Genomic DNA, 22,658 nt, shown 5'->3' with positions numbered 1-22,658 from the left:
AATTTAAAATTATTATTTTATGAAAAAAATGAACATTAAATTTATTCCTTTTATTTTAATCTTATTTTTTCAAAACATATTGTTTTCAAAAGATTATTATGTACATCCAAAACTTGGTAATGATACCAATACAGGTGTTTCAAAAGCTCAAGCATTTAAAACAATTGAGCGTGCAAATAAAATTAGTTTTAATAGTGGCGATAGATTATTACTTGCCTCTGGGCAAATCTATAATCACGGATTTAAACTTATTAACAAGCAAGGTACAGCAGATAAACCAATAAGTATAACTTCAGTACTGTGGAACTCTAAAGATAGTTTTATACCAGCAACCATTAATTTTACCCATAACCTTAATGGTGTTTTAATTGAAAATTGTAGCTATGTAAATATTTCTAATATACGCTTAACTGCTAACGGTTATTTAAAGAGTAATAATAAAGCTAAAATGCATTGTGCTATTCTTATAATAAATAAAGGAGTAGAAGAAATGAAATACATTACAATAAATAATGTATCTATTTTAGATGTTTATTATGAAAAAGAAGGGTTTTCTAGAGGAAAAGAAGAGGTGAGAACTGCTAATGGAACTCAAAAATATGGCTGGGGTGTTCGTGTTATAAATGAGGATAAAACTGTTGCTATAAAACATGTATATATTAAAAATTCCAATATTAAAGATGTATCACATACAGGCATAAAACTAACAGGTAAAGGAAAAAATATATCAAATATTTACATTTTAAATAACAATTTAGAAGCTACAGGTGGTCCGGGAATACAAATGTCTGGAGTTAAGGATGTGGAGGTGACAGGTAATATTGTAACGCATTCAGGCAGTAATACAGATTCTAGGAAATGGGGACGTGGTAGTGGTTTATGGACTTGGAGTTCTTCAAATGTTTTAATTGAAAAAAATAAATTTTTATACGCCAATGGTCCAGGAGATTCTGCAGGAGCTCATATAGATTTTAATTGTGATAATATTGTGCTTCAATATAATATAAGTGCATATAATGCAGGTGGATTTTGTGAAATATTAGGTAATAATTATAATTGTGCATATCGTTATAATATTAGTATTAATGACGGATATAGAGTTAAGGGAGTTAATGGGGCTTTCCAAGAAGGTAAAACAATATGGTTAAGTGGTTATCAGGGAACTAAAAAAGTTAGAAAAGGTCCTGTTAATACCTATATTTATAATAACACAATTTATTGCGATGCTTCTATTGTTTCTAAAATAGCCTTTGATAATACAAGTAAAGGAGTATTGATAGCAAACAATATTTTTCATATTATGGGGAATTCTGCAGCTGTTGTAGGAGATCAATATAAGCCAGATTTAAAAAATGATAAATCAATAAAAAATTTAACTTTCAAAAATAATTTATTTTTAACTGAAGCTAGCTGGCCTAAGTATATGCAGATAGCTGATGAACTTCCAATGTATGGAGATGCTGGGTTTGAAAATTTAGGAGATATAATAATTAGTAATTATATTCCTAAAAATAAAAAGTTAGTCAAACATAAAGGAATAGAAATTAATTTGCTTCCAAATGATGTTGTTGGTTTGTTACAGGGCTTAAAACAAGTTAAGGATATTATGGGAAATTCGATCAATGGAAATCCGAGTCTTGGAGCAATTGAACCTAAATAAAAGTTATTTATAGTACTAATATTTTCTCGTTTTAAAATTTTAGCAGTATCTCACAAAGTGTGTAAGTGTAAAAGTTATTCTGAAATATTTTGCTTCTTAAAAAGCAAAAAATATTTCGGAAATAACTTTTTAAGTAATTAATTTTAACTTTTAAATACACACTTTAATGAAAAAAGAAGATTTATTAAACGATGATTTTTTAAAGCAATTTAAAAATGGAGAAGAGCTTCATAGCTTTTTAAGTGCCTTACAAAAACGAGGTATTGAAAAAATCCTAGAAGGCGAATTAGATAGTCATTTAGACTACGAAAAACACCAAAAGTCCTTAACCGATAATACTCGCAACGGATATTCAAATAAGAAGATTCAAACCAGTTATGGTGAATCAAAAATTAATGTACCTCGCGACCGAGACGCCTCCTTTAATCCAATGCTTATTCCTAAAAGGAAAAGTATGGTTGATGGTCTTGAAAACATTATAGTATCTTTATATGCCAAAGGAATGAGCAACAGCGATATTGAGTCTCAAATAAATGAATTGTATAATTTTAATGTTTCTACATCCACTATTTCAAGAATTACAGACCGTATTACAGATGATATAATCGCTTGGCAAAACCGACCATTAGAGTCCATTTATCTAATTGTTTGGATGGATGGCATTGTTTTTAAGGTTCGTGAGAACTCAAAAGTGATTAACAAAACAATCTACATATCAGTAGGTTTGCGTAGAGATGGCAAAAAGGAAGTATTAGGTCTTTGGCTTGGAAAGAATGAATCGGCAGCCTTTTGGATGAGTGTTTTAACAGATATAAAAGCACGTGGAGTTCAAGATATTTTAATTACAGCAACTGATAACCTGAACGGATTTACCGATACTATTAAAAATGTATTCTCTGAATCTAAAACACAAATTTGCGTTGTGCATCAAATCAGAAATGCTTGTAGATATGTGGTTTGGAAAGATAAAAAGGAGTTTACAAATGATATGAAGCAAATTTACGGAGCACCTACCAAACAAGCTGCACGTGCGGCTCTAAAAGATTTTTCAGACAAATGGAGTCATAAATATTCTTACGCTATAAAAAGCTGGGAGGAAAACTGGGAAGAACTTACTGTTTTCTTTGAGTTCCCTCTAGAAATTAGAAAAATTATTTACACCACTAATCTTATTGAAAATTTAAATGGAAAAATAAGAAAATACACTAAAAATAAGCTCTCATTCCCAACAGATGAAGCCGTAATGAAATCTGTTTTTTTAGCTATAAGAGAGGCAACAAAAAAATGGTCGATGCCAATTCATAACTGGGGGATAATTCTTAACCAATTTTTGACTATATTTGAAAAAAGGGTTCAGATTTAATGAAAAATCTAAACCCAATATTTTTAACTTACACACTTTTTGGGATAGTGTCAAAATTTTTTTAAAGTGTTATATACTTCCTAAATAAATCTATTTTTTTAGAATTTAACCATAAATTTCAGCACCAATAAAAAGACTTTTAAGTTGTTTTTTCTGTTATTTTGAAAACAAGATTAGGAATTTAAAATCTTAGTTTTTTGTAATTGAAGTCAGTAAAACTAATTAAAGCATTTGTAAAAGCTTGTTTTTAAAGCTATGAACTATATAACCAATCAATTGAATTATATAACCAAGTCTTTTGAATAGGTTCTGATTAATTTTGGGTTGTTGTGATTATACCATGTTAAAATAATTATAACAATAACTTAACCATAACAATATAAAAACTACAAATTATGATTCAATTAACTACACTATCTTTTTTACGCAAACAATTAAATCTAATATTTTGGAATTAAGGCGCTAATTTTTTTTGAAGGCTTTACTTAAACGTTTTCTTATTAGATACAATTAAACTAAACAAACAACAAATTTTATGAAAATTTAAACCTATGCGAATAAAACAAAAACAGATTTATTTATTCCTAACCTTAATGGTTTTATTAGGAGTTAATCAAGCCTTATGGGCTCAAAATACAAAAATCACTGGTGTGATAACAGACATCGAAGGGTTTCCTCTTCCGGGTGTTACAATACTTGAAAAAGGAACATTAAATGGTACAGCAACAGATTTTGATGGAAATTATGAAATAAGTACTTCACCTAACAGTACCCTAGTTTATAGTTATATGGGATTTGAAACTAAAGAAGTTAAAATAACTATTCAAAAAGTAATTAATATTGTTTTAGAATCTAGTTTAACTGGTTTAGATGAAGTTACGGTAGTAGCTTATGGAAGGCAAAAGAAAGTAACAATTACTGGGGCAATTAGCTCAATAGATTCTGAAGAATTAGCAAAATCACCAGCAGCTAATGTTGCAAACTCTTTAGCAGGAAAAGTAACAGGTTTGTCTACAGTTCAATATTCAGGGCAGCCAGGAGCCGATGATCCAAGTATTTATTTACGTGGAGTTGCTACTTTGTCAGAAGGACAATCGCAACCTTTAATGATAGTAGATGGTGTTGAGCGTTCTTTTATGTCCTTAGATCCTGAAGAAATAGGAAGTATTACTATTCTTAAAGATGCATCTGCAACAGCAGTTTATGGTGTGCGTGGTGCAAACGGTGTAATTATAGTTACTACTAAAAGAGGTTCAGAAGGAAAAGCAAAAATAACAGCAAGTTTTTCTAGAGGTATGCAACAACCTACTAGATTATTAGATTTTGCAGATAGTTATACGTATGCACAGCGTTATAATGAAGCTCAGTTAAACGATGATCCGAGTCTAGATCCTAGTCAGCTTAAGTTTACACCAGAAGCCATTGAAGCATTTAGAACAAACTCTAACCCATTAATGTATCCAAATACAGATTGGATGGATTACCTTTTAAAGCCTTCAGCAAGTCAATCTAAAGGGAATTTAAATATTTCTGGAGGTACAGATAAAGTTAAATATTTTGTGTCTTTAGGGATCTTAAATCAAGATGGTTTATTTAAAACCTACGATTCTCAGTACGATTATAACTTCTCATTTCAAAGGTATAATTATCGTTCAAATATTGATATTGATATTACCAATACCACTAAATTAGGTGTTACTATTGGAGGTCAAGCAGGTATTACAAATAGACCAAACACAAAAAATAGTTTTAGCGAGCTTTTTAGAGATATTTATTGGTCTGTTCCATATTCAGGGCCAGGAATTGTAGATGGAAAATATATTACTTCTAGTCAACTTTATATTCCAGGAACTAAAAAAGACGGTTTAGCTCCATTTTATGGTCAAGGGTATTCTAATATTTTAAATAATAAATTGAATTTAGATATTGATTTAGAACAAGAATTAGGCTTTATTAAAGGATTAAAATTTAGAACAAAGTTTGCTTATAATACAAACTATACACATACAAAAACTAGAAATTCTTCATCAGCTAGTTATGAACCTGTTTTTTTAAGAGATATTAATCCTTCTGCAGATCAAAATAGTGACGAAATTGTATATAGAAGAAGTGGTTCCGATGGTAATTTAACTTATGGCGAGTCTTATGGAACAGGAAGAAATTGGTATTTAGAAGGTGGATTTAGTTATAGTAATAAATTTGGAGGTCATAATGTTGGTGGATTGTTGCTTTACAATCAACAAAAAACCTATTATCCTTCACAATATACAGAATTACCTAGTGGTTTAGTTGGTTTGGTTGGACGTGTAACTTATGATTTTGATAATAAATACATGGCAGATGTTAGTATTGGTTACAATGGGTCAGAAAATTTTGCAAAAGATAAACGTTTTGGATTTTTTCCAGCATTTTCAACTGGTTGGGTGCTTACAAATGAAGAGTTTATGCAAGAACAAAATGTTCTTGATTTTATGAAATTACGTTTTTCTTATGGATTGGTAGGGAATGATAGAATTGGAAGTAACCGTTTTCTGTATCTTCCAGATAGTTATAATTCAGCAAGTGGTAATTATAGTTTTGGCTATAATAACCCATCCAATCAACAAGCTGCTAGTGAAGGACAAATTGGAAACTCAGATGTTACTTGGGAAACTGCAGAAAAGCAAAATTACGGTATAGAATTAAGACTTTTTGAATCTAAATTGAACTTAACATTTGATTATTTTATAGAAAACCGTACAGATATTTTAACCTATAGAGGAACAGTTCCAGGATATGTAGCTTACGATCTTCCTGCTGTAAATATTGGTGAAGTACAAAATAAAGGGTTTGAATTAGAACTTAAATGGAAACAACAACTAACCGATGATTTTAGATACTGGGTTAATTCAAATGTATCACATGCCCAAAATGAAATAATTTTTATGGATGAAATTCCTCAATCTGAAGATTATTTATACCGTACAGGAAAACCAGTGGGACAACCATTTGGGTATATTTTTGATAAGTTTTATAACGATGCTGATGCAGGAAATGATGAGTTGCCAGACCATCAATACGATTTAAAACCAGGAGACATGGTTTATAAAGATTTAAATGCAGATGGTGTTATTGATCAAAATGACCAAAAAGCAATTGGTTATTCTGTATATCCACAATATAGTTTTGGTGTAAATGCAGGGTTTAACTTTAAAAACTTCGATTTTTCTATGTCGTGGGTTGGTGCAGCAAATACTTCAAGATATTTAGGAGATACCTACAGAACTGCTTTTGGAGCCACGTTAGATCGTTCTTTATTGCAATATATGGCTGATGGACGTTGGATACCAGAAACAGCAGATACAGCTACCTACCCTAGAATGACTTTAACGGGAAGTTCTAACAATACTAAAAACTCAGATTTTTGGTTGAGAGACGCTTCTTATGTGCGTTTAAAAAATCTTGAAATGGGATATAATTTTAAATCTGCCTTCTTAAAAAATATGGGGATTAGCAACCTTAGAACCTTTATTAATGGAACAAACCTAGTTACAATAGATAAACTAGATATTGCAGATCCAGAATCTAAAACTGCAAATGATTCAAAATATCCGTTGACTAAAGTATTTAATTTAGGAGTAAGATTAAATTTCTTATAAGATATAAAGTTTATAAAAAATTATTAAAAAATTATAGTATGAAACTAAAAAATATAATATTCATTATTGCTATTCTAGCACTCATTCTAAACAGCTGTGAAAAAGTTCAGTTTGGAAACGAGTTTCTAGAAAAGGAACCTAGTGTAGATGTTACTAAAGATACCATATTTAACTCTATAGAACTATCTGAACGTTATTTATGGGGCGGTTATGCAACATTACCTTATGGACTAAATGTAAACTGGTCTGAAAAAGGAAATAAAATAGGAATGGATCTTTTAGAGTCTTTATCAGACCTTGGTCATAGTTACCTTGGTTGGGGTGGTCCTAATAGATTGTACTATAGCGGTCAGTATACTGCTGCTACAGAAAATAGCGCTTCTAATTCAAAATATAGTTATACAAAAGAACAAAGTTGGGAAGGGATTAGAATAGGTTGGAATTTTATTGAAAATGCAGATAAAATACCAGATGTTTCAGAAGATTATATCAATCAATTAAAAGCTGAAGCAAAAATGATTATCGCTATTCATTATGTAGATATGTATAGAAATTTTGGAGGTTTGCCTTGGGTAGATCACGCATATACGCCTACTGAGAATACAGATTTACCTAGGTTAACAGCAAAAGAAACTATGAATAATATAGTGGCACTTTTAGATGAGGTAATTCCTGCACTACCTTGGACAATTGAAGATGCATCTAACTGGGATGGAAGATTTACAAAAGCTTCGGCTATGGGGCTAAAAGCGAGAGTTTTATTGTTTGGTGCAAGTCCCTTATTTAACAATTCGGAACCTTACCTTACTGGAGAGGCTTCAGATAGTAAATTAACTTGGTTTGGAGGTTACGATGCTAATTTGTGGACAGAAGCTGCACAAGCAGCAAAAGAACTTTTAGATGCTGTTGAAAATCAAGGAGGTTATAACCTAATAAATACAGGAGATCCAAGACAAGATTTTCAAGATGCGTATTATATGCGTAATAATCACGAAATTTTAATAAGTACAAGAGTTCGCTATAAATCAGGAGGTTATTGGTCTGGAAATTATTATTTCTACCAAAGTTCTGGAGGATATGGTTCTGGGTTACCTACTAAAAATTACGTAGATATGTTTCCTATGGCAGATGGAACCCCAATAGATGCTCCTAATTCTGGATGGGATCCAAACAATCCGTGGGCAAATCGCGATCCTAGATTGTATGAAACTGTTTTAATAAATGGAGATACTTATCAAGGTCGTACAGCAGAATTATGGATTGGTGGTAGAGAACGAAAAAACATAAACGCTTCAGGTTTTAAAACTGGTTTTGGTTTAAGAAAATTTTTATTAGAAAGAAACAATGCAACATCTTTAAATTCAGTTGTTCAATGGCCTTATTTACGTTTAAGTGAAATTTATTTAACCTATGCAGAAGCATTAAATGAAGCAAATTCGGGTCCTACTGTAGAAGCGTATGCAGCTATTAATAAAGTGCGTAATAGAGTTGGATTAAATGATCTTACTCCAGGTTTATCTCAAGAAGATTTTAGAAAAGCTGTTTTAAATGAAAGAGCTTTAGAATTGGGTTATGAAGAAGTACGTTGGTACGATCTTATTCGTTGGAAAGATGAAGATAGTTTTACTAAAACTTTATACGGTGTAAACACAAATAAGGAAAGTGATGGTTCATATACTTACGACACATTTGAACTGCCAGAGCGCTATTGGAAAACTAATTTTTCACCAAAATGGTATTTAAGTGCGTTTCCACCAGATGAAATTAATAAAGGTTATGGATTGGTACAAAATCCAGGATGGTAATATACAATTTGAATAAACTAATCACTATCAAATGAAAAAATACAAAATAGGAAAACTAAGTTATGGAACTTGGAAGGACAACTATTTAAATAGTTTCACCTTTATTTATTTCCAAAATTTATTGCAGAAAACAAATAAAAAGATTGTGAAAATTTGCTGTATGTTAGCATTATTGCTATCGTCTCAATTAATTTTAGCACAATCAGATACTATAAAAATTACTGTTATTAACGATGCCGGAAAACCGTTTTCAGGTGTTAATATAGAATCACTTACAAATTCAGATATAACTGTTGTAACTGATGATTTTGGAACAGCAGTTTTAAATATGGAACCTCAAGGTTTAATTAAATTAACTTTTAGCGATATGCAAAAGGTAGTTAATGTTAATTCTAAAACATTAACAATTCAATTAGGCAAAACATCTAAAAATATAAACCTTGGTTACGGAATATCAAAACCAGTAGATGAAATTACTTCTTCTATAGATATTGTATATTCTGATAGATTAGAAAAAAGTTCATTAAACAATCCTTTAGAAAGTCTTTATGGAGAACTTTCAGGATTGATGGTACTTCAAAATGCAGGAACACCTTGGGAACGAAGTCCTAGTATGTATTTAAGAGGTTTAGGAACCCTTAATGATAACGCTATTCTTGTATTAGTAGATGGTTTTGAAAGAGATATGGCTTCATTAGCATTGTCTGATATTGAAAGTGTTTCCGTATTAAAAGATGGAGCAGATTTAGCCAGATATGGACAAAGAGGCGCTAATGGGGTAATTTTGGTTACAACCAAAAGAGGCGCTTACAATTCTTTTAAAATAAATGTTTCTTATGATAATGGAATAAACTTTGCTGCTCGTGAACCTGATTTTTTAGATTCTTATAATTATGCAAGAGCTGTAAACCAAGCAAGTATTTTAGATGGTAATGAAGCTGTATATTCCGATTTGGATTTATATGGGTTTCAAACGGGTGAAAATTTAACCTTGCTACCTAATGTTAATTGGTTAGACGAAACTTTAAGAGATTTTGGTAGTACAACAAATGTTAGTGCTAGTTTTTCTGGTGGTGGTGAAAAATTAAAATATTTTACCTCATTAAATTACCAAAATGAAAGAGGTTTATTTGATAATACAACTTTTGATGATCGTTATGATAGTCAGTTAAAATATGACCGTTTTAATTTTAGAACAAATTTAGATATAGATTTAACAAATACTACAAAGTTTATTGTTAATGTGGCAGGACATATTGATGGTAGAACAGAGCCTGGAGCAGGAGTTAGTACTATTATGGATGCAATTTATAGCGTGCCTTCTTCAGCATTTCCAGTAAGAACTCCAAACGGGGAATGGGGAGGAACAGCATATTACGATAACAATCCTGTGGCTTTAGTGTCTTCAACAGGTGTGCTGCAACCTAACGGTAGACAAATAATGATTGATGGTAAAATTACTCAAGATTTAAGTGGCTGGTTAAAAGGTTTATCTGCTGAAGCTGCTTTAGCTTACGATAATGAAGTTAATTATTCTGAAAGTAAAAAGAGAAATTTTATATATGAAAGTTTGTCTTTTACAAGAAACCCTTTAACTGGTGTTATAAACGATACAATAGCAAATGTTTATGGTAGTGAAACCGATTTAAATTACTCAAAAGGATTTAAAAATCAACTTCGTCAAGCCTCTTTATACGGTAAATTAAATTACGATACATCTTGGGAAAACAGTGTTTTAAACACATCTTTAATGTATCAACAAGAAAAACGTGTTAAAAAAATGGTCAATACAATACATACCTGCGTCAAAATGCTATTGCATCAGCAAGTTATGGTTATAAAAATAAATACTTTGTAGATGCTGTACTATCTTATAGTGGAAGTAGTGTTTTACCTGATGGAGATCGTTTTGGATTTTTTCCAGCTATTTCAGCCGGTTGGGTTTTAAACCGCGAAGATTTCTTAAAAGATAATAAATCAGTAGATTATTTAAAAGTACGTGCATCTTGGGGGATGAGTGGTAATAATATTATGGATCCAAACCTTTACGAGCAAGCTTTTGGAAGCGGAGGAGGATATTATTTTAACAATAATAATAGCAATCTTGGAGGTATTAGCGAATGGCGTTTAGCATCTAATAATCTTACCTACGAAAATTCTATTAAGAGTAATTTAGGTGTAGATATAGAGTTGTTTGGTAGTCTTTCAATAACTCTAGATGCTTTTTATGATATAAGAGAAAACATTCTTGTTGCCACTTCTGGAACAATTCCTTCATTAATTGGTGTAAATACCGCAATAGCAAATGAAGGTGAGGTTAAAAATAGAGGAGTTGAAACATCACTTTTATGGAAAAGTAATGCAGGTTCATTCAAATATTATGTAGGTGGTAATTTTACGTTTGCAAAAAATGAAATTGTAAATAAGAATGAAGAATTTCAACCTTACGATTATTTAAAAGAAACTGGGAATTCTATCGGACAACAATTTGGATTACAAGCATTAGGTTTCTTCGAAAATCAAGCCGATATTGATGCAAGTCCTCAACAACTATTTTCAAATGTACGCCCAGGAGATATTAAATATAAAGATCAAAATAACGATGGTGTTATAGACGATTTAGATATTGTACCTATTGGTTATGCAAATGCTTATCCAGAAATATATTACGGTATTAATTTAGGTGGAGAGTATAAAAGATTTGGTATTGATTTACAATTTCAAGGAATTGCAAATCAAACAGTTTATTTAAACACAAAAAGTGTACACATCCCATTACGTGGTAATACCAATATTACTAATTTTTCAGCAAATAGTTGGACTCCAGAAACTGCCGCAACGGCTACGTTACCAAGATTATCTTTATTAGAAAATGAAAATAATTACCGTAAAAACGACATCTGGTTAGTTAGTGGAGACTACTTAAAATTAAGACGTTTTGAAGTTTATTATAAATTACCAGAGCAATTAATTAGTAAATTAAATATATCAAAAGCCAAAATATATGGCCGTGGAATGAATGTGTTTAGTATTGATAATACTGGAGATGTTGACCCAGAATCTATTGGGGTTAGTTATCCGTCACTTGCATCGTACCACGTTGGAATTAAATTAGAATTTTAAAAATAAGGACTTATGAAAATACTAAAATATATAAATTATCGACTATTTGCAGTGTTGTTTTTTGCAATAATTAGTTGTGACTATTTAGAGTATGATGAAACCTCATTTAATCGTAAAGATGATGTGTTTACAGATTTTAATCGTTCTAAAAGTTTTTTAACAAACATATATAGTTATTTACCAACAGACTTTAATAGTGTAGATGGAGCAATGCGTTCTTCAGCTACAGACGAAGCAGAGCATGTGTTAGATTTATCGGATATTCAAAGGTTTAATGAAGGTAGATATAGCGATTTAAGACCTATTGATAATGTTTGGGGAAATATGTATTCTGGAATTAGAGCTGCCAATATGTTTATTGTTGAAACTGAAGGCGTTGAGTTTTTAGAAGATCAATACAATGAAAGTTATGCAGAAACTATTGAGCAGTTTAAAAATTATGCATATGAAGCACGTTTTTTAAGAGCTTATTTTTATTTTGAATTAGTAAAAAGATATAAAAATATACCACTTATTACCGATGTGTTAACTTCAGAAGAAGCTATAAATGTAAGTCAAAATAGCTTTGAAGAGGTTGTAGATTTTATAGTGAATGAATGTGATGTAATTGCAGAAGAGTTACCTGTAAAGTACGAAGATTTTTCTTCAGTAGGAGAAACAGGAAGAGCTACAAAAGGAGCCGCGTTAGCATTAAAAGCACGTATGTTACTTTATGCAGCAAGTCCTTTACACAATACTACTGGTAATGCATCTTTATGGGTTGATGCGGCTGAAGCTGCTAAATCTGTATTAGATTTAGATGCGTATACTTTAGAGGGTAATTATGCTGATATTGTAAACAATTATCTAAGTTCCGAATTAATTTTTGAACGTCGTCAAGGTACTACAAATGGATTTGAACAAAGAAATTTCCCAATAGGTTTTGAAGGAGGAAACACAGGGACTTGTCCTACACAAAATTTAGTTGATGCATATGAAATGCAAGCTACAGGACTTTCAATTATGGATCCAGCTTCAGGTTACGATGCAACAAATCCTTATGCAGGAAGAGACCCAAGGTTAGCACAAACTGTTCTTGTAAACGGTGCTGCCTGGAAAGGTAAAACTATAGAAAGTTTTGTAGGAGGTTTAAATGGTGCTCCTATTGTAAATGCTACAAAAACAGGTTATTATCTTAAAAAATATGTAATTGAAGATATAAATTTAACACCTACAAATACAACAAGTAGAGAGCATACTTGGGTGTTGTTTAGACTTGGTGAAGTACTACTAAATTATGCTGAAGCAATGAATGAGGCTTATGGACCAGAAAATGCTTCAACCTATGGAATGACTGCTTTAGATGCGGTTAATAAAATAAGAACAAGAGCAAATATGCCTAACTTTCCAAGTGGATTGAGCAAAGATGAATTTCGCCAAAAATTACAAAATGAACGTATGGTTGAATTGGCCTTTGAAGATCACCGTTTTTGGGATGTTAGAAGATGGAAAATAGGAAATGAAACTACCGATATTTACGGGGTTAAAATAACGAAAGATGCTGTAACTAATAATTTTGAATATGAAAAAAGTTTAATAGAAGTTAGAGCCTTTGAAGATCGTATGAATTTATATCCAATACCTAAATCTGAAATTAATAAAAATTCAAATTTAGTTCAAAATATAGGTTGGTAAACACAATAAATAAAATAAGAAATGAGAATTTTAATTAAAATATTTATTGCTTTTACTTTAATATTCAGTTCGTGTGAAAAGGCTAATAACGATAAATTTAATTTTGAAGAAATAGAAAAACCTGAAATTATACAACCAGTTGAAGATTCTTTAGTGGTTGGTAAAAAAGGGTTTGCTATTACAACTGCTTCTGGACTATGGCCAGAAAGAGTTTCAATATTAAAAGCACATTGGTTTTATACTTGGGGAGAAGGTTATTTTGAAGATTTAATTCCTAATAATATCGAATTTGTACCGATGAAATGGGGAAAATGGGATGTAAACGATGCGTTTGTAGCAAGTATGAAATCATTAAAAGAAGAAGGTAAAATAAAGTTTTTACTTGGTTTTAACGAGCCAGATGGTGCAAAACAAGCAAATATGTCTGTTGATAAAGCTATTGAACTTTGGCCAAAACTTGAAGAAGTTGGATTGCCTTTAGGTAGCCCAGCGTGTGTAAATTCAACTGGAGATTGGATGCAAGAATTTATGGAAAAGGCTGTTGAAAATGATTTAAGAGTTGATTTTGTTACCGTACATTGGTATGGAGGTGTAAGCGCTACTTCATTTATAAAAAGATTAGAAGATACTTACAATTTATATGGAAAACCTATTTGGATAACCGAATTTGCTCCTGCTGATTGGACAGCAGTATCTCCAGAGGATAATAAATTTAGTTCAGAACAGGTACTGGCTTTTATGAAAGAAGTTTTGCCACAATTAGAAGCATTGGAGTATGTACATCGTTATACTTGGTTTTCTTTTGGTCAAACTTCTGCGGCAGGTACTTCTTCAGCATTATTTAAACCTGATGGAACGCTAACCGAATTAGGGCAGTTTTATGCCGATTATAAACCTAATTTAAAGATAGAACTTAAAAATTAATAGTTTGTTTTTTATTTAACATAGTTTGAAAGCGTTCTTGTTTTTATTTAAAACAAGAGCGCTTTTTTTATTCTTTTAAAAGAATAAATACAATTTTATTGTTCTAATAATCTAGAAAGTTATTCAAATTAAATCTGATAAATTTTAAATAAGATGAGTATTAAAACCTCCATTGTTGCATTTAAATTATGTGCTATACTTTTACTAATAGTAGTAATAGGTTGTAGGGTTTCAGAAAATAAAACCAAAAAATCAACTATAGTTCCTGAAAATATAAAGAGGAAATTAAAAACAAATTTAAATCCTAAAGATTTTCAAATAGAAATTGGTGGAGATTCTACTAGTTTTTATGTTTTAACAAATAAAAATGGTATTGAGGTTACATTTACAGATTATGGTCAGCGCTTAACATCATTAATGGTTCCTGATAAAAATGGAAAGTTTGAAGATATTGTTTTAGGATTTAAAACCTTAAATAAATATATTTCAGCCAAAGAAAAATATTTTGGTTCAATAATTGGTCGTTATGGAAATAGAATAGCTAATGGTAAATTTTCAATAGACGGAACGGAGTATGCCTTAACTAAAAATAATGGAATTAATCACTTGCATGGAGGTGTCAAAGGATTTAATAATGTAATGTGGGATGCTCATCAAATTGCTCAAAATGAAATAGAGTTTACTAGAACGTCTACGGACATGGAAGAAGGATATCCAGGTAATTTAAAAGTACGTGTAAACTATTTATTGACGGATGAAAATGCTCTTGTAATAAAATATTTTGCTGAAACAGATAAAGCAACTGTTATAAACTTGACTCATCATTCATTTTTTAATTTAACGGGTGAAGGTAATGGTACAATTAATAATCATTTGTTAATGATAAATGCTGATAAATTTACACCAGTAAATAAAGTTTTAATTCCAACGGGAGAATTGCGTTCACTAATTGGTACTCCATTTGATTTTAGAACATTAAAAGCTATAGGGAAAGATTTAGAAGGTGATAACGAACAATTAATTATAGCAAATGGTTATGATCAAAATTTTGTTTTACGAAAAGGTGCATCAAAAAATAAGAACCAACTTACTTTGGCAGCAAAAGTAATAGAACCAATAAGAGGAAGAGTATTGGAAGTATATACTGATGAACCTGGGTTGCAATTTTATAGCGGTAATTTTCTTGGTGGTGGTACTATAGGTAAAAGCGGAAAATCGTATGATTTTAGAAGTGCTTTCTGCTTAGAAACGCAACATTTTCCAAATGCTCCTAATCAGCCTAATTTTTCATCAACATTATTAAGACCTGGGGAATTGTATACATCTACTTGTGTTTATAAGTTTGATGTTATTCACTAATTAAAGAGGGCTAAAATGTTATTTTAGCCCTCTTTAATTTTATATGATTTACGTTTGCTTTTAAAATTTAATCTTCGTTAGCAGGTTTTCCAATAGTAGCTAAAATACCTCCATCTACATAAATTACTTGTCCATTAACAAAATTACTAGCCTTTGAACTTAGAAAAATTGCAGCACCTTGTAAGTCATCTGGATCTCCCCATTTTCCAGCAGGAGTTCTTCCTATTATAAAATCGTTAAACGGGTTGCCGTCTTTTCTAATAGGTTCGGTTTGGCTTGTAGCAAAATAGCCAGGTCCAATTCCATTGATTTGAATATTGTGTTTAGCCCATTCTGTAGCCATATTTTGTGTTAACATTTTTAAGCCACCTTTTGCAGCAGCATAAGCACCAACAGTGTTTCTTCCTAATTCACTCATCATAGAGCAAATATTTATAATTTTACCTTCTTTTCTGGAAATCATTCCTTTTACAACATGTTTAGATACAATAAAAGGACTTACTAAATCTACTTTTAGTACCTTTTCAAAATCTGCAACTTCCATTTCTTCTAATGGAGTTCTTTTTATTATTCCGGCATTATTTACAAGTATATCAATAGCTCCAACTTCTTTTTCTATGGCATTAATATTTTTTATAACTAAAGATTCATCTGTTACATCAAAAAGGTATCCGTAAGCATTTAAACCTAAAGCTTTATATGTTTCAATTGCTTTGTTTAATTTTTCTTGTGAAGAAGCTCCATTTATTACAAGTGTGGCTCCAGCTTTTCCTAATCCAATTGCCATTGCCATTCCTAAGCCATGAGTTGCTCCAGTTATTAATGCTATTTTTCCTGATAAATCAAATAAGTTAATCGACATAATTGTATGTTTTGGTTTTGTAAAAGTAACCATTTAAAAAAGTACAAGCAATCGATTTTAGAATTGTTACTTCTAATTAATTTATAAAGAGCGTATTTTATATTAAGTGAAGTAAGAAGGTAAAACAGCCTTTTTAAGGGTTTTAAATTCTATAATGTACAAATTTATAATTTTAGGGCTCTTAAAATAATAAAAATTTAATTTCAACCTGTGTTTACATTTAAATTAATAGAAAATCTAAGTGTTTAAAAAGTTAAAAAATAGTAAATTTGCAGCAAGGTTATGGTGCGTTCTTTTTTGTTTGTATAATTACAATGTGCATCATGTTTTATTTAAAGGAAAAATGATTTTGTTGGGTGTTTTAAAATCAGTAAATTAAAAATTTGTTTTAAGATATTTAAACAGTATCATTTTCATTTTTTAAAATTATAAGTGCACTATGAATAATAATTATATTTTTTTTTTACTTCTATTAACAATGATTTCTGTCCATTCACAAAATAAAGAAACAGTTTATATATGGCCAGATAAAACACCTAGTAACGATCAAATTATAGAAAAAACGACACAGTCTAGAGTAAGTTCTGGAATGATAACTAAAATTACAGAAGTAAAATACCCATCTTTTACTGTATATAAACCCAAATCAATTAGTAATGGTGTAGGTGTAATTGTTAACCCTGGAGGAGGCTATAATATTTTAGCAATTGATTTAGAAGGTGAAGAAGTTGCAGAATGGTTAACAGAATTGGGGTATACTGTTTTTTTGTTAAAGTATAGTGTGCCAAAAAAAGAAGCAGAAGCTTTAAACGATTTAAAAAGAACCATTAGAATTGTTAGAAATGATGCTGAAAAATATAAAATAGATGCAGCTAAAATAGGTGTATTAGGTTTTTCGGCAGGAGGAAGTTTAAGTGCAAGAGCCAGTACGTTATATAATAAAGAAACATATACTGAAATAGATGCTATTGATACTGTTTCTAGCCGACCAGATTTTTCAGTGTTAATATATCCGGCTTATTTAGATAAAGGAGAAAATTATTCTATAACTCCAGAGCTTAAAATAACAAAAAATACACCTCCTATGTTTGTGTTTGCTACTTCTGATGATGCACATGGAAATAGTAGTTTGGTGATAGCAAAGGCACTAAATGATGCCAGAGTACCTGTTGAATTACATTTTTTAACTGATGGAGGTCATGGTTATGGTTTAAGAACGGGAAATGTAGCAGCAGAAGCGTGGCCTAAATTATTAGAAGCTTGGTTAAAAAAAACACTTTTAAATTAATGAAGTATAAAGTGAATTTTATTGGAGATTCTTCAATAAAGTTATCGGGAAAAGGAGATAGTCCTCTTTGGAAAAAAGCAGTTGTTTTAAAAGATTTTATTTCGGCTTGGGATACCGAGCCTATTAAAAAAATTGAATTTAAATCGCTTTGGAATTCAGCAAATTTATTTTTCTGTTTTAAAGTTTACGATGCTAAAGTTTATATTGATAATACAGATAATACAATAAATAGTATTGGTAATTCTGATAGGGTAGAATTGTTTTTTAGAACAGATAAACGATTAAATCCGTATTATTGTTTAGAAATTGATCCTACACCTAGAATTATGGATTTTAAAGCATACCCTAACAAAAAATTTAATTTTGATTGGAATTGGCCCAAAAAAGATATCTCTGTAAAATCTTATATAGATAAAGATTATTTTATAGTTGAAGGTGAAATTAGTATAGCTTCATTAAAAAAGTTAAATTTATTAATAGGTTCTAAAATAGAAGCTGGTATTTTTAGAGCAAAGTATAATAAGCAAGAAGATGACGCTTCTTATAGACCAACTTGGATTTCTTGGGTAAATCCAAATACTGAAACACCAAATTTTCATACGCCAACTTCTTTTGGTGAATTGTATTTAGAAGGTTAAAATTAAATCAGTCATAAAGGATATTTTAAGTGCATTATTAAAGTTTAAAGTAGTTACTTTTTTATAATGCCAGCATCTAAGTTATGCTTTTTAAGATAATTTTCTGAACCCATTTCTACTGCTTCTTTTTTAAAAGTATTTGGAGTTTTTCCAAAATACTTTTTAAAGCATTTAGAAAAATATTTTGGATCGTTAAATCCAGATATATAAGCCGCTTCAGAAATACTATATCCGTATTTTGCAATTACAATAGCTGCTTTTTTTAAGCGCAATAAACGTACTAATTCTACCAAACCTTCACCCGTTAAAGCTTGACATTTTCTGTAGAGTGTAGAGTAACTCATGCTTAATGCTTCAGATAAATCTTCAACTCTAAAGTTTGGATCTTCTATTCTTGCATTAATAGCAGTAATTAAATTTTCAAGGAATATATCGTCGTTAGATTTATTTACATTGATAGTAGGATTGTTAATTATTTCTTTCTTTAGATTTGAAATAATATGTTCGGTAGAAACAATAATATTATTTATTTTAAGTAATAATTCGTTAGTATTAAAAGGCTTGTTAATAAATTCTATGGCGCCAGATTCTAGTCCAAGTATTTTAGATTTTGTAGAGTTTTTAGCAGTTAAAAGTACAATTGGAATATGTTTTGTTAATTCATTTTTTTGAAGCATTTTACACATTTCAATACCATCAACTTCAGGCATCATAATATCGCTTAAAATAAGATCTGGATGGTGTTGGTTTGCTGCATTATAGCCTTCTCTACCATTTTCAGTTAAAATAATATTGTAGATATCAGAAAGTAGGTCGTTTAAGAGCTGCTGTAATTCTAAATTGTCTTCTACAATTAATATTGTTTTATCATGTTTTTTTGTTATTGTTTTGGTGGTTTTTAAGGTGTCTTCTTTTACTTCAGTTTTTGGTTTTTGTTCTGGAATAATACGTTCTTCTTGTAAATAAGCTTCTTCAGTTATTGGGAAAGTTATTGAAAAAGTGGTTCCTTCAATACTGTTAGATGAAACTTCAATTTTACCTCTGTGTACTTCAATTAATTCTTTAGTTAAGGCCAATCCAATACCAGAACCTTTAGATTGAATACCAGTTTTAGATTGGTAAAAAAGAGTAAATATATCATTCAATTCTTCTTGTTCTATACCTGGTCCAGAGTCTTTAACATAAATTTTAATAGAGTTTTTATTATTAATAGGAGTGGCTATTAGTTGAATGTTCCCTTCTTTTGGTGTAAATTTAAAAGCATTTGAAAGTAAATTATATACAATATGTTCAATTTTATCTTTGTCGTACCACGCTGCCGAAAGATTTTGAGGACAATTTAAACTGAAATCTATGTTTTTTAGACGTGCTTGTTCTTTAAAAGAGAGGGCGATGTCGTTTAAATCTTCATATAGATTATTTTTTGTAACAAGTAAACGTATTTTTTCTAATTCTTTATTTCTAACGGTGGTAAGTTCAAAAACAATTCTTGATAAGCGTTTTACGTTATTAGAAATTATTTGTAGCCGTTGTTTTAATAATAAGTTACCATTTTCTTCAGCTCTTTGCAACATGCTATCTATTGGGCTTGAAATAAGTGTTAGAGGTGTTTGAATTTCGTGAGACATTTTAGCGAAAAAGTTCATTTTTAACGCATGTAATTCTTTTTCTTTATTGTGATTAATTTTATCTGCAATTATTTTTTTTCGTAAATCGTACCATCTAATAACGATTAATAATATAGCGATAAAAAGGAATAAATATAGGAAATAAGCAAGTGGGCTATTCCAAAAAGGTTGTGTAATTTCTATTGCAATTTTTTTAGAAGGAATATCCCAAACACCTGTTTTAGAACCTGCTTTTACTTCAAAAGTATAATTGCCTGAGGGTATATTAGTATAGGTTGCCAATTGTTCTTTTGTTACAGGGATCCAATCATCATTAAAACCTATTAAACGATATGCATAGTGGTAGTTAGAATTTAAAACATTATCAAAAGCTGAAAATCTGAATGAAAAAGAGGATTGATTAGGCTCTAAAGTTATTTTTTTTAAGTGTTCTATACTTGAATTTATCTGTTCAGGAATTAATAAAGTAGCAGGTTGGTTTAATATTTCTATAGAGTTAATATATAATTTAGGTTTTAATTCTTTTTTTGTAATATCTGAAGGCTTAAAACTATTTAATCCATTTATGCCTCCAAAGTAAAGTGTTTGTTTATCTTTAAATGCACTTCTTGCTAAAAATGAATTATCTTGTAAGCCATCAATAATTTGAAATTTAGTTATTAAAGAATCTTTTACGTTAAAGCGTAAAACTCCGTTTGAAGTACTTAACCATAAATTTGTATCATTTTCTGCTAATACAGCTCTTACATCAAAGTTTTTTAATGGAATAAAGTTTTCTAACGAATGGTATTTATTTGTATTTGGATTAAATTTTATAAGTTTTCCATGTGAGTTTATCAACCATAGAATTCCAGAAGGATCCATTTCCATATACTTAACTCCAAGAAAATCGTTCGGATACTTATTTTCATTGTAATAACTTACATAGCTAAATTTTGAATTAGAGAGATTTTCTAAGTTTTCTTCAAATTTAAAAAGTCCTCCCTTATAATACCCAACCCAAATTGTACCGTTAGCATCTTCTATAATGCTTTCAGCTATAAATCCTTTAAGCCCGTGGGTTTCATTTTCAAAACTAGCAAGTAATTTTTGTGTGTTAGAATAAACATTAAGAGATAAGTTAGAAGCTACCCAGATACGTTGTTTAGAGTCTGTATAAACAGCTCTAACATCAGTAGCTTTTTGATTTTTAGAGTTTTTAATTTCTATATTCTTAAATTTATTATTTTTAGTATTGTAATGCCATAAACTATTTTTATAGGTTCCAAACCATATATTAGATTTAGAGTCTTCTGTTATAGATTGTATATAGAATCCTTTTTTTAGGTTGTTAGATGAAAAGTATTGTTTTTTAGAACTTGTACCGTTTTTATTTAATTCAATTTTAGTAATTCCTGTTCCGTCTGTACCAGCCCATAAAGTTCCGTTTTTTGTTTTGTAGATAGATAAAACTCTAGAAGGAGTATTGTCATCGGAACCATGATAATATTTAATTTCGGTATTAACTTCAGGTAAAATATTCAATTCCCCATAATTAGAAGAAACCCAAATATTTTCATGTGTGTCTTCATAAATTGCAATTACAGTGTTACTTCTTAATGAAAATTTATTGGTATTTTGGTGTGTGTAAAGTTGTATTGTGCCTTCGCTAGAATCCACTTTGTATAAACCACCACCGTCTGTTCCTGCCCATATATAACCTTTAGAATCACAAAAAAGTGTGATAAACATCTCATTTTTAATATTGTAAGAAGGGGTTTTGTATAGAGAGTCTTGTATAAATTTTTTGGAGCTTATATCATAGGCAAATAAACCATAAGATTCTGTACCAATCCATAATTTATTGCTTAAATCTTTAGTGATTTTAATATTCCCAGGGAAATTTGAAAAAGGAGTATTTAAGGTGTCTAAAATGTTGTATTTTAAGGAGTAATGAAATATTTTACCCTTATCTGTACTTATAAATAGCTCTTCGGTATCAGATATAACAATATTTAAAATTTCAGATACATTATGTGCTATGTTTGGTATTTGAGTAATTTTTTTAAATGAAGATGTTGTGTAATCATAATTAAAGATTTCTCCTTGTTTAGTAGCTAAAACAATTTTGTTTTTATTACTTGATATTAGTTGGGTTTTCTTGTCTTTTAAAGCTTTGAAATGATTATAGTTACCTAATGTATCGCAAATAGTAACAAGTCCATTTTTAGTATTAATCCAAATATTATTATTAAAATCTTTATGTAAACTTTTAATAGCATCATCAGGTTCTAGCTCTTTAAATAAGTCTTTTATGCTAGTGTAATAATAATTAGAACCATCATATTTTGCAAACCCAGAAGAATGTCCCAGCCATATATAACCATAATAATCTTGAATAATACTATTAATAGGTAATGGTTTTTTATTATAAGTAGGTTCTATATGGATAAAATTAGAATGTTCTTGCCCTATGAGAGAAACACCATTTAATAGTAAATATGCAATTAAAAATATAGATTTAAATGTGTGTTTTCTAATATTTTGTTTTATTAAGATGGCTTTTTTCATCAAAAATATTACAATATTGTTAAGTTTATTTAAGTGTAAATGTAATTACAAATGTATCCATAACAATTTAATTAAAATATTTTTAAATTCATTAAAAGTAGATTATTTAGTCAAATAGGTGTAAAATATCAGCAAATTCTTGTTTT

General features: G+C 30.0%; 13 protein-coding genes. 11 read left to right on the top strand and 2 right to left on the bottom strand.

Annotated elements, in window-relative coordinates:
• The first annotated feature begins 19 nt into the window (after positions 1–19).
• The 9 genes from MKD41_RS08675 to MKD41_RS08635 all read left to right on the top strand — a co-directional run bounded on the left by MKD41_RS08675 (position 20) and on the right by MKD41_RS08635 (position 15,546).
• On the top strand, positions 20–1,660 hold the full coding sequence (locus MKD41_RS08675) for a right-handed parallel beta-helix repeat-containing protein (RefSeq protein ID WP_240241913.1): 1,641 nt from the start codon (positions 20–22) through the stop codon (positions 1,658–1,660).
• 166 nt (positions 1,661–1,826) lie between these two features.
• Positions 1,827–3,023, top strand: a complete 1,197-nt coding sequence (locus MKD41_RS08670) for an IS256 family transposase (RefSeq protein ID WP_240241912.1) — start codon at positions 1,827–1,829, stop codon at positions 3,021–3,023.
• A 551-nt stretch (positions 3,024–3,574) separates the two neighbouring features.
• Positions 3,575–6,661 (top strand): SusC/RagA family TonB-linked outer membrane protein, encoded by a 3,087-nt coding sequence (locus MKD41_RS08665; RefSeq protein ID WP_240241911.1) that lies wholly within the window; start codon positions 3,575–3,577, stop codon positions 6,659–6,661.
• 38 nt (positions 6,662–6,699) lie between these two features.
• A complete protein-coding gene (locus tag MKD41_RS08660; RefSeq protein ID WP_240241910.1) occupies positions 6,700–8,466 on the top strand; it encodes a RagB/SusD family nutrient uptake outer membrane protein in 1,767 nt (588 codons plus the stop codon).
• A 31-nt stretch (positions 8,467–8,497) separates the two neighbouring features.
• Entirely contained in the window at positions 8,498–10,324 is a 1,827-nt protein-coding gene (locus MKD41_RS08655; RefSeq protein ID WP_240241909.1) for a TonB-dependent receptor plug domain-containing protein, read from the top strand.
• Positions 10,267–11,589, top strand: a complete 1,323-nt coding sequence (locus tag MKD41_RS08650) for a SusC/RagA family TonB-linked outer membrane protein (RefSeq protein ID WP_371824297.1) — start codon at positions 10,267–10,269, stop codon at positions 11,587–11,589. The genes MKD41_RS08655 and MKD41_RS08650 overlap by 58 nt, the downstream gene beginning before the upstream one ends.
• Before the next feature lie 12 nt (positions 11,590–11,601).
• Positions 11,602–13,263 carry a RagB/SusD family nutrient uptake outer membrane protein gene (locus MKD41_RS08645; RefSeq protein WP_240241908.1) on the top strand — a complete coding sequence of 554 codons (1,662 nt, stop codon included), beginning with the start codon at positions 11,602–11,604 and terminating at the stop codon, positions 13,261–13,263.
• A 21-nt stretch (positions 13,264–13,284) separates the two neighbouring features.
• Entirely contained in the window at positions 13,285–14,187 is a 903-nt protein-coding gene (locus tag MKD41_RS08640; RefSeq protein ID WP_240241907.1) for a glycoside hydrolase family protein, read from the top strand.
• Between the two features lie 153 nt (positions 14,188–14,340).
• A complete protein-coding gene (locus MKD41_RS08635) occupies positions 14,341–15,546 on the top strand; it encodes an aldose epimerase family protein (protein WP_240241906.1) in 1,206 nt (401 codons plus the stop codon).
• A gap of 67 nt (positions 15,547–15,613) precedes the next feature.
• On the opposite strand, the gene MKD41_RS08630 is transcribed toward MKD41_RS08635, so the two are convergent.
• Positions 15,614–16,408 carry a gluconate 5-dehydrogenase gene (locus MKD41_RS08630; RefSeq protein ID WP_240241905.1) on the bottom strand — a complete coding sequence of 265 codons (795 nt, stop codon included), beginning with the start codon at positions 16,406–16,408 and terminating at the stop codon, positions 15,614–15,616.
• A gap of 439 nt (positions 16,409–16,847) precedes the next feature.
• On the opposite strand from MKD41_RS08630, the gene MKD41_RS08625 reads away from it, so the two are divergent.
• Entirely contained in the window at positions 16,848–17,696 is an 849-nt protein-coding gene (locus MKD41_RS08625; protein WP_240241904.1) for an alpha/beta hydrolase, read from the top strand.
• Positions 17,696–18,334 carry a sugar-binding protein gene (locus MKD41_RS08620; protein WP_240241903.1) on the top strand — a complete coding sequence of 213 codons (639 nt, stop codon included), beginning with the start codon at positions 17,696–17,698 and terminating at the stop codon, positions 18,332–18,334. Before MKD41_RS08625 ends, MKD41_RS08620 begins: the two co-directional genes overlap by 1 nt.
• A 53-nt stretch (positions 18,335–18,387) precedes the next feature.
• Here MKD41_RS08620 and MKD41_RS08615 read toward each other — a convergent pair whose 3' ends face one another.
• Positions 18,388–22,512 (bottom strand): hybrid sensor histidine kinase/response regulator transcription factor, encoded by a 4,125-nt coding sequence (locus MKD41_RS08615; RefSeq protein ID WP_240241902.1) that lies wholly within the window; start codon positions 22,510–22,512, stop codon positions 18,388–18,390.
• Positions 22,513–22,658 lie beyond the last annotated feature (146 nt).

It is taken from the genome of Lutibacter sp. A64 (assembly GCF_022429565.1).
Taxonomy (GTDB): Bacteria; Bacteroidota; Bacteroidia; order Flavobacteriales; family Flavobacteriaceae; genus Lutibacter.
The sequence above is the reverse complement of the archived record's forward strand: the minus strand, read 5'-3'. Positions and strand labels throughout refer to the sequence as shown.

Coding starts and splice junctions, on each gene's coding strand:
- MKD41_RS08675 (WP_240241913.1), top strand. CDS start 20: ATGAAAAAAATGAACATTAAATTTATTCCTTTTATTTTAATCTTATTT.
- MKD41_RS08670 (WP_240241912.1), top strand. CDS start 1,827: ATGAAAAAAGAAGATTTATTAAACGATGATTTTTTAAAGCAATTTAAA.
- MKD41_RS08665 (WP_240241911.1), top strand. CDS start 3,575: ATGCGAATAAAACAAAAACAGATTTATTTATTCCTAACCTTAATGGTT.
- MKD41_RS08660 (WP_240241910.1), top strand. CDS start 6,700: ATGAAACTAAAAAATATAATATTCATTATTGCTATTCTAGCACTCATT.
- MKD41_RS08655 (WP_240241909.1), top strand. CDS start 8,498: ATGAAAAAATACAAAATAGGAAAACTAAGTTATGGAACTTGGAAGGAC.
- MKD41_RS08645 (WP_240241908.1), top strand. CDS start 11,602: ATGAAAATACTAAAATATATAAATTATCGACTATTTGCAGTGTTGTTT.
- MKD41_RS08640 (WP_240241907.1), top strand. CDS start 13,285: ATGAGAATTTTAATTAAAATATTTATTGCTTTTACTTTAATATTCAGT.
- MKD41_RS08635 (WP_240241906.1), top strand. CDS start 14,341: ATGAGTATTAAAACCTCCATTGTTGCATTTAAATTATGTGCTATACTT.
- MKD41_RS08630 (WP_240241905.1), bottom strand. CDS start 16,408: ATGTCGATTAACTTATTTGATTTATCAGGAAAAATAGCATTAATAACT.
- MKD41_RS08625 (WP_240241904.1), top strand. CDS start 16,848: ATGAATAATAATTATATTTTTTTTTTACTTCTATTAACAATGATTTCT.
- MKD41_RS08620 (WP_240241903.1), top strand. CDS start 17,696: ATGAAGTATAAAGTGAATTTTATTGGAGATTCTTCAATAAAGTTATCG.
- MKD41_RS08615 (WP_240241902.1), bottom strand. CDS start 22,512: ATGAAAAAAGCCATCTTAATAAAACAAAATATTAGAAAACACACATTT.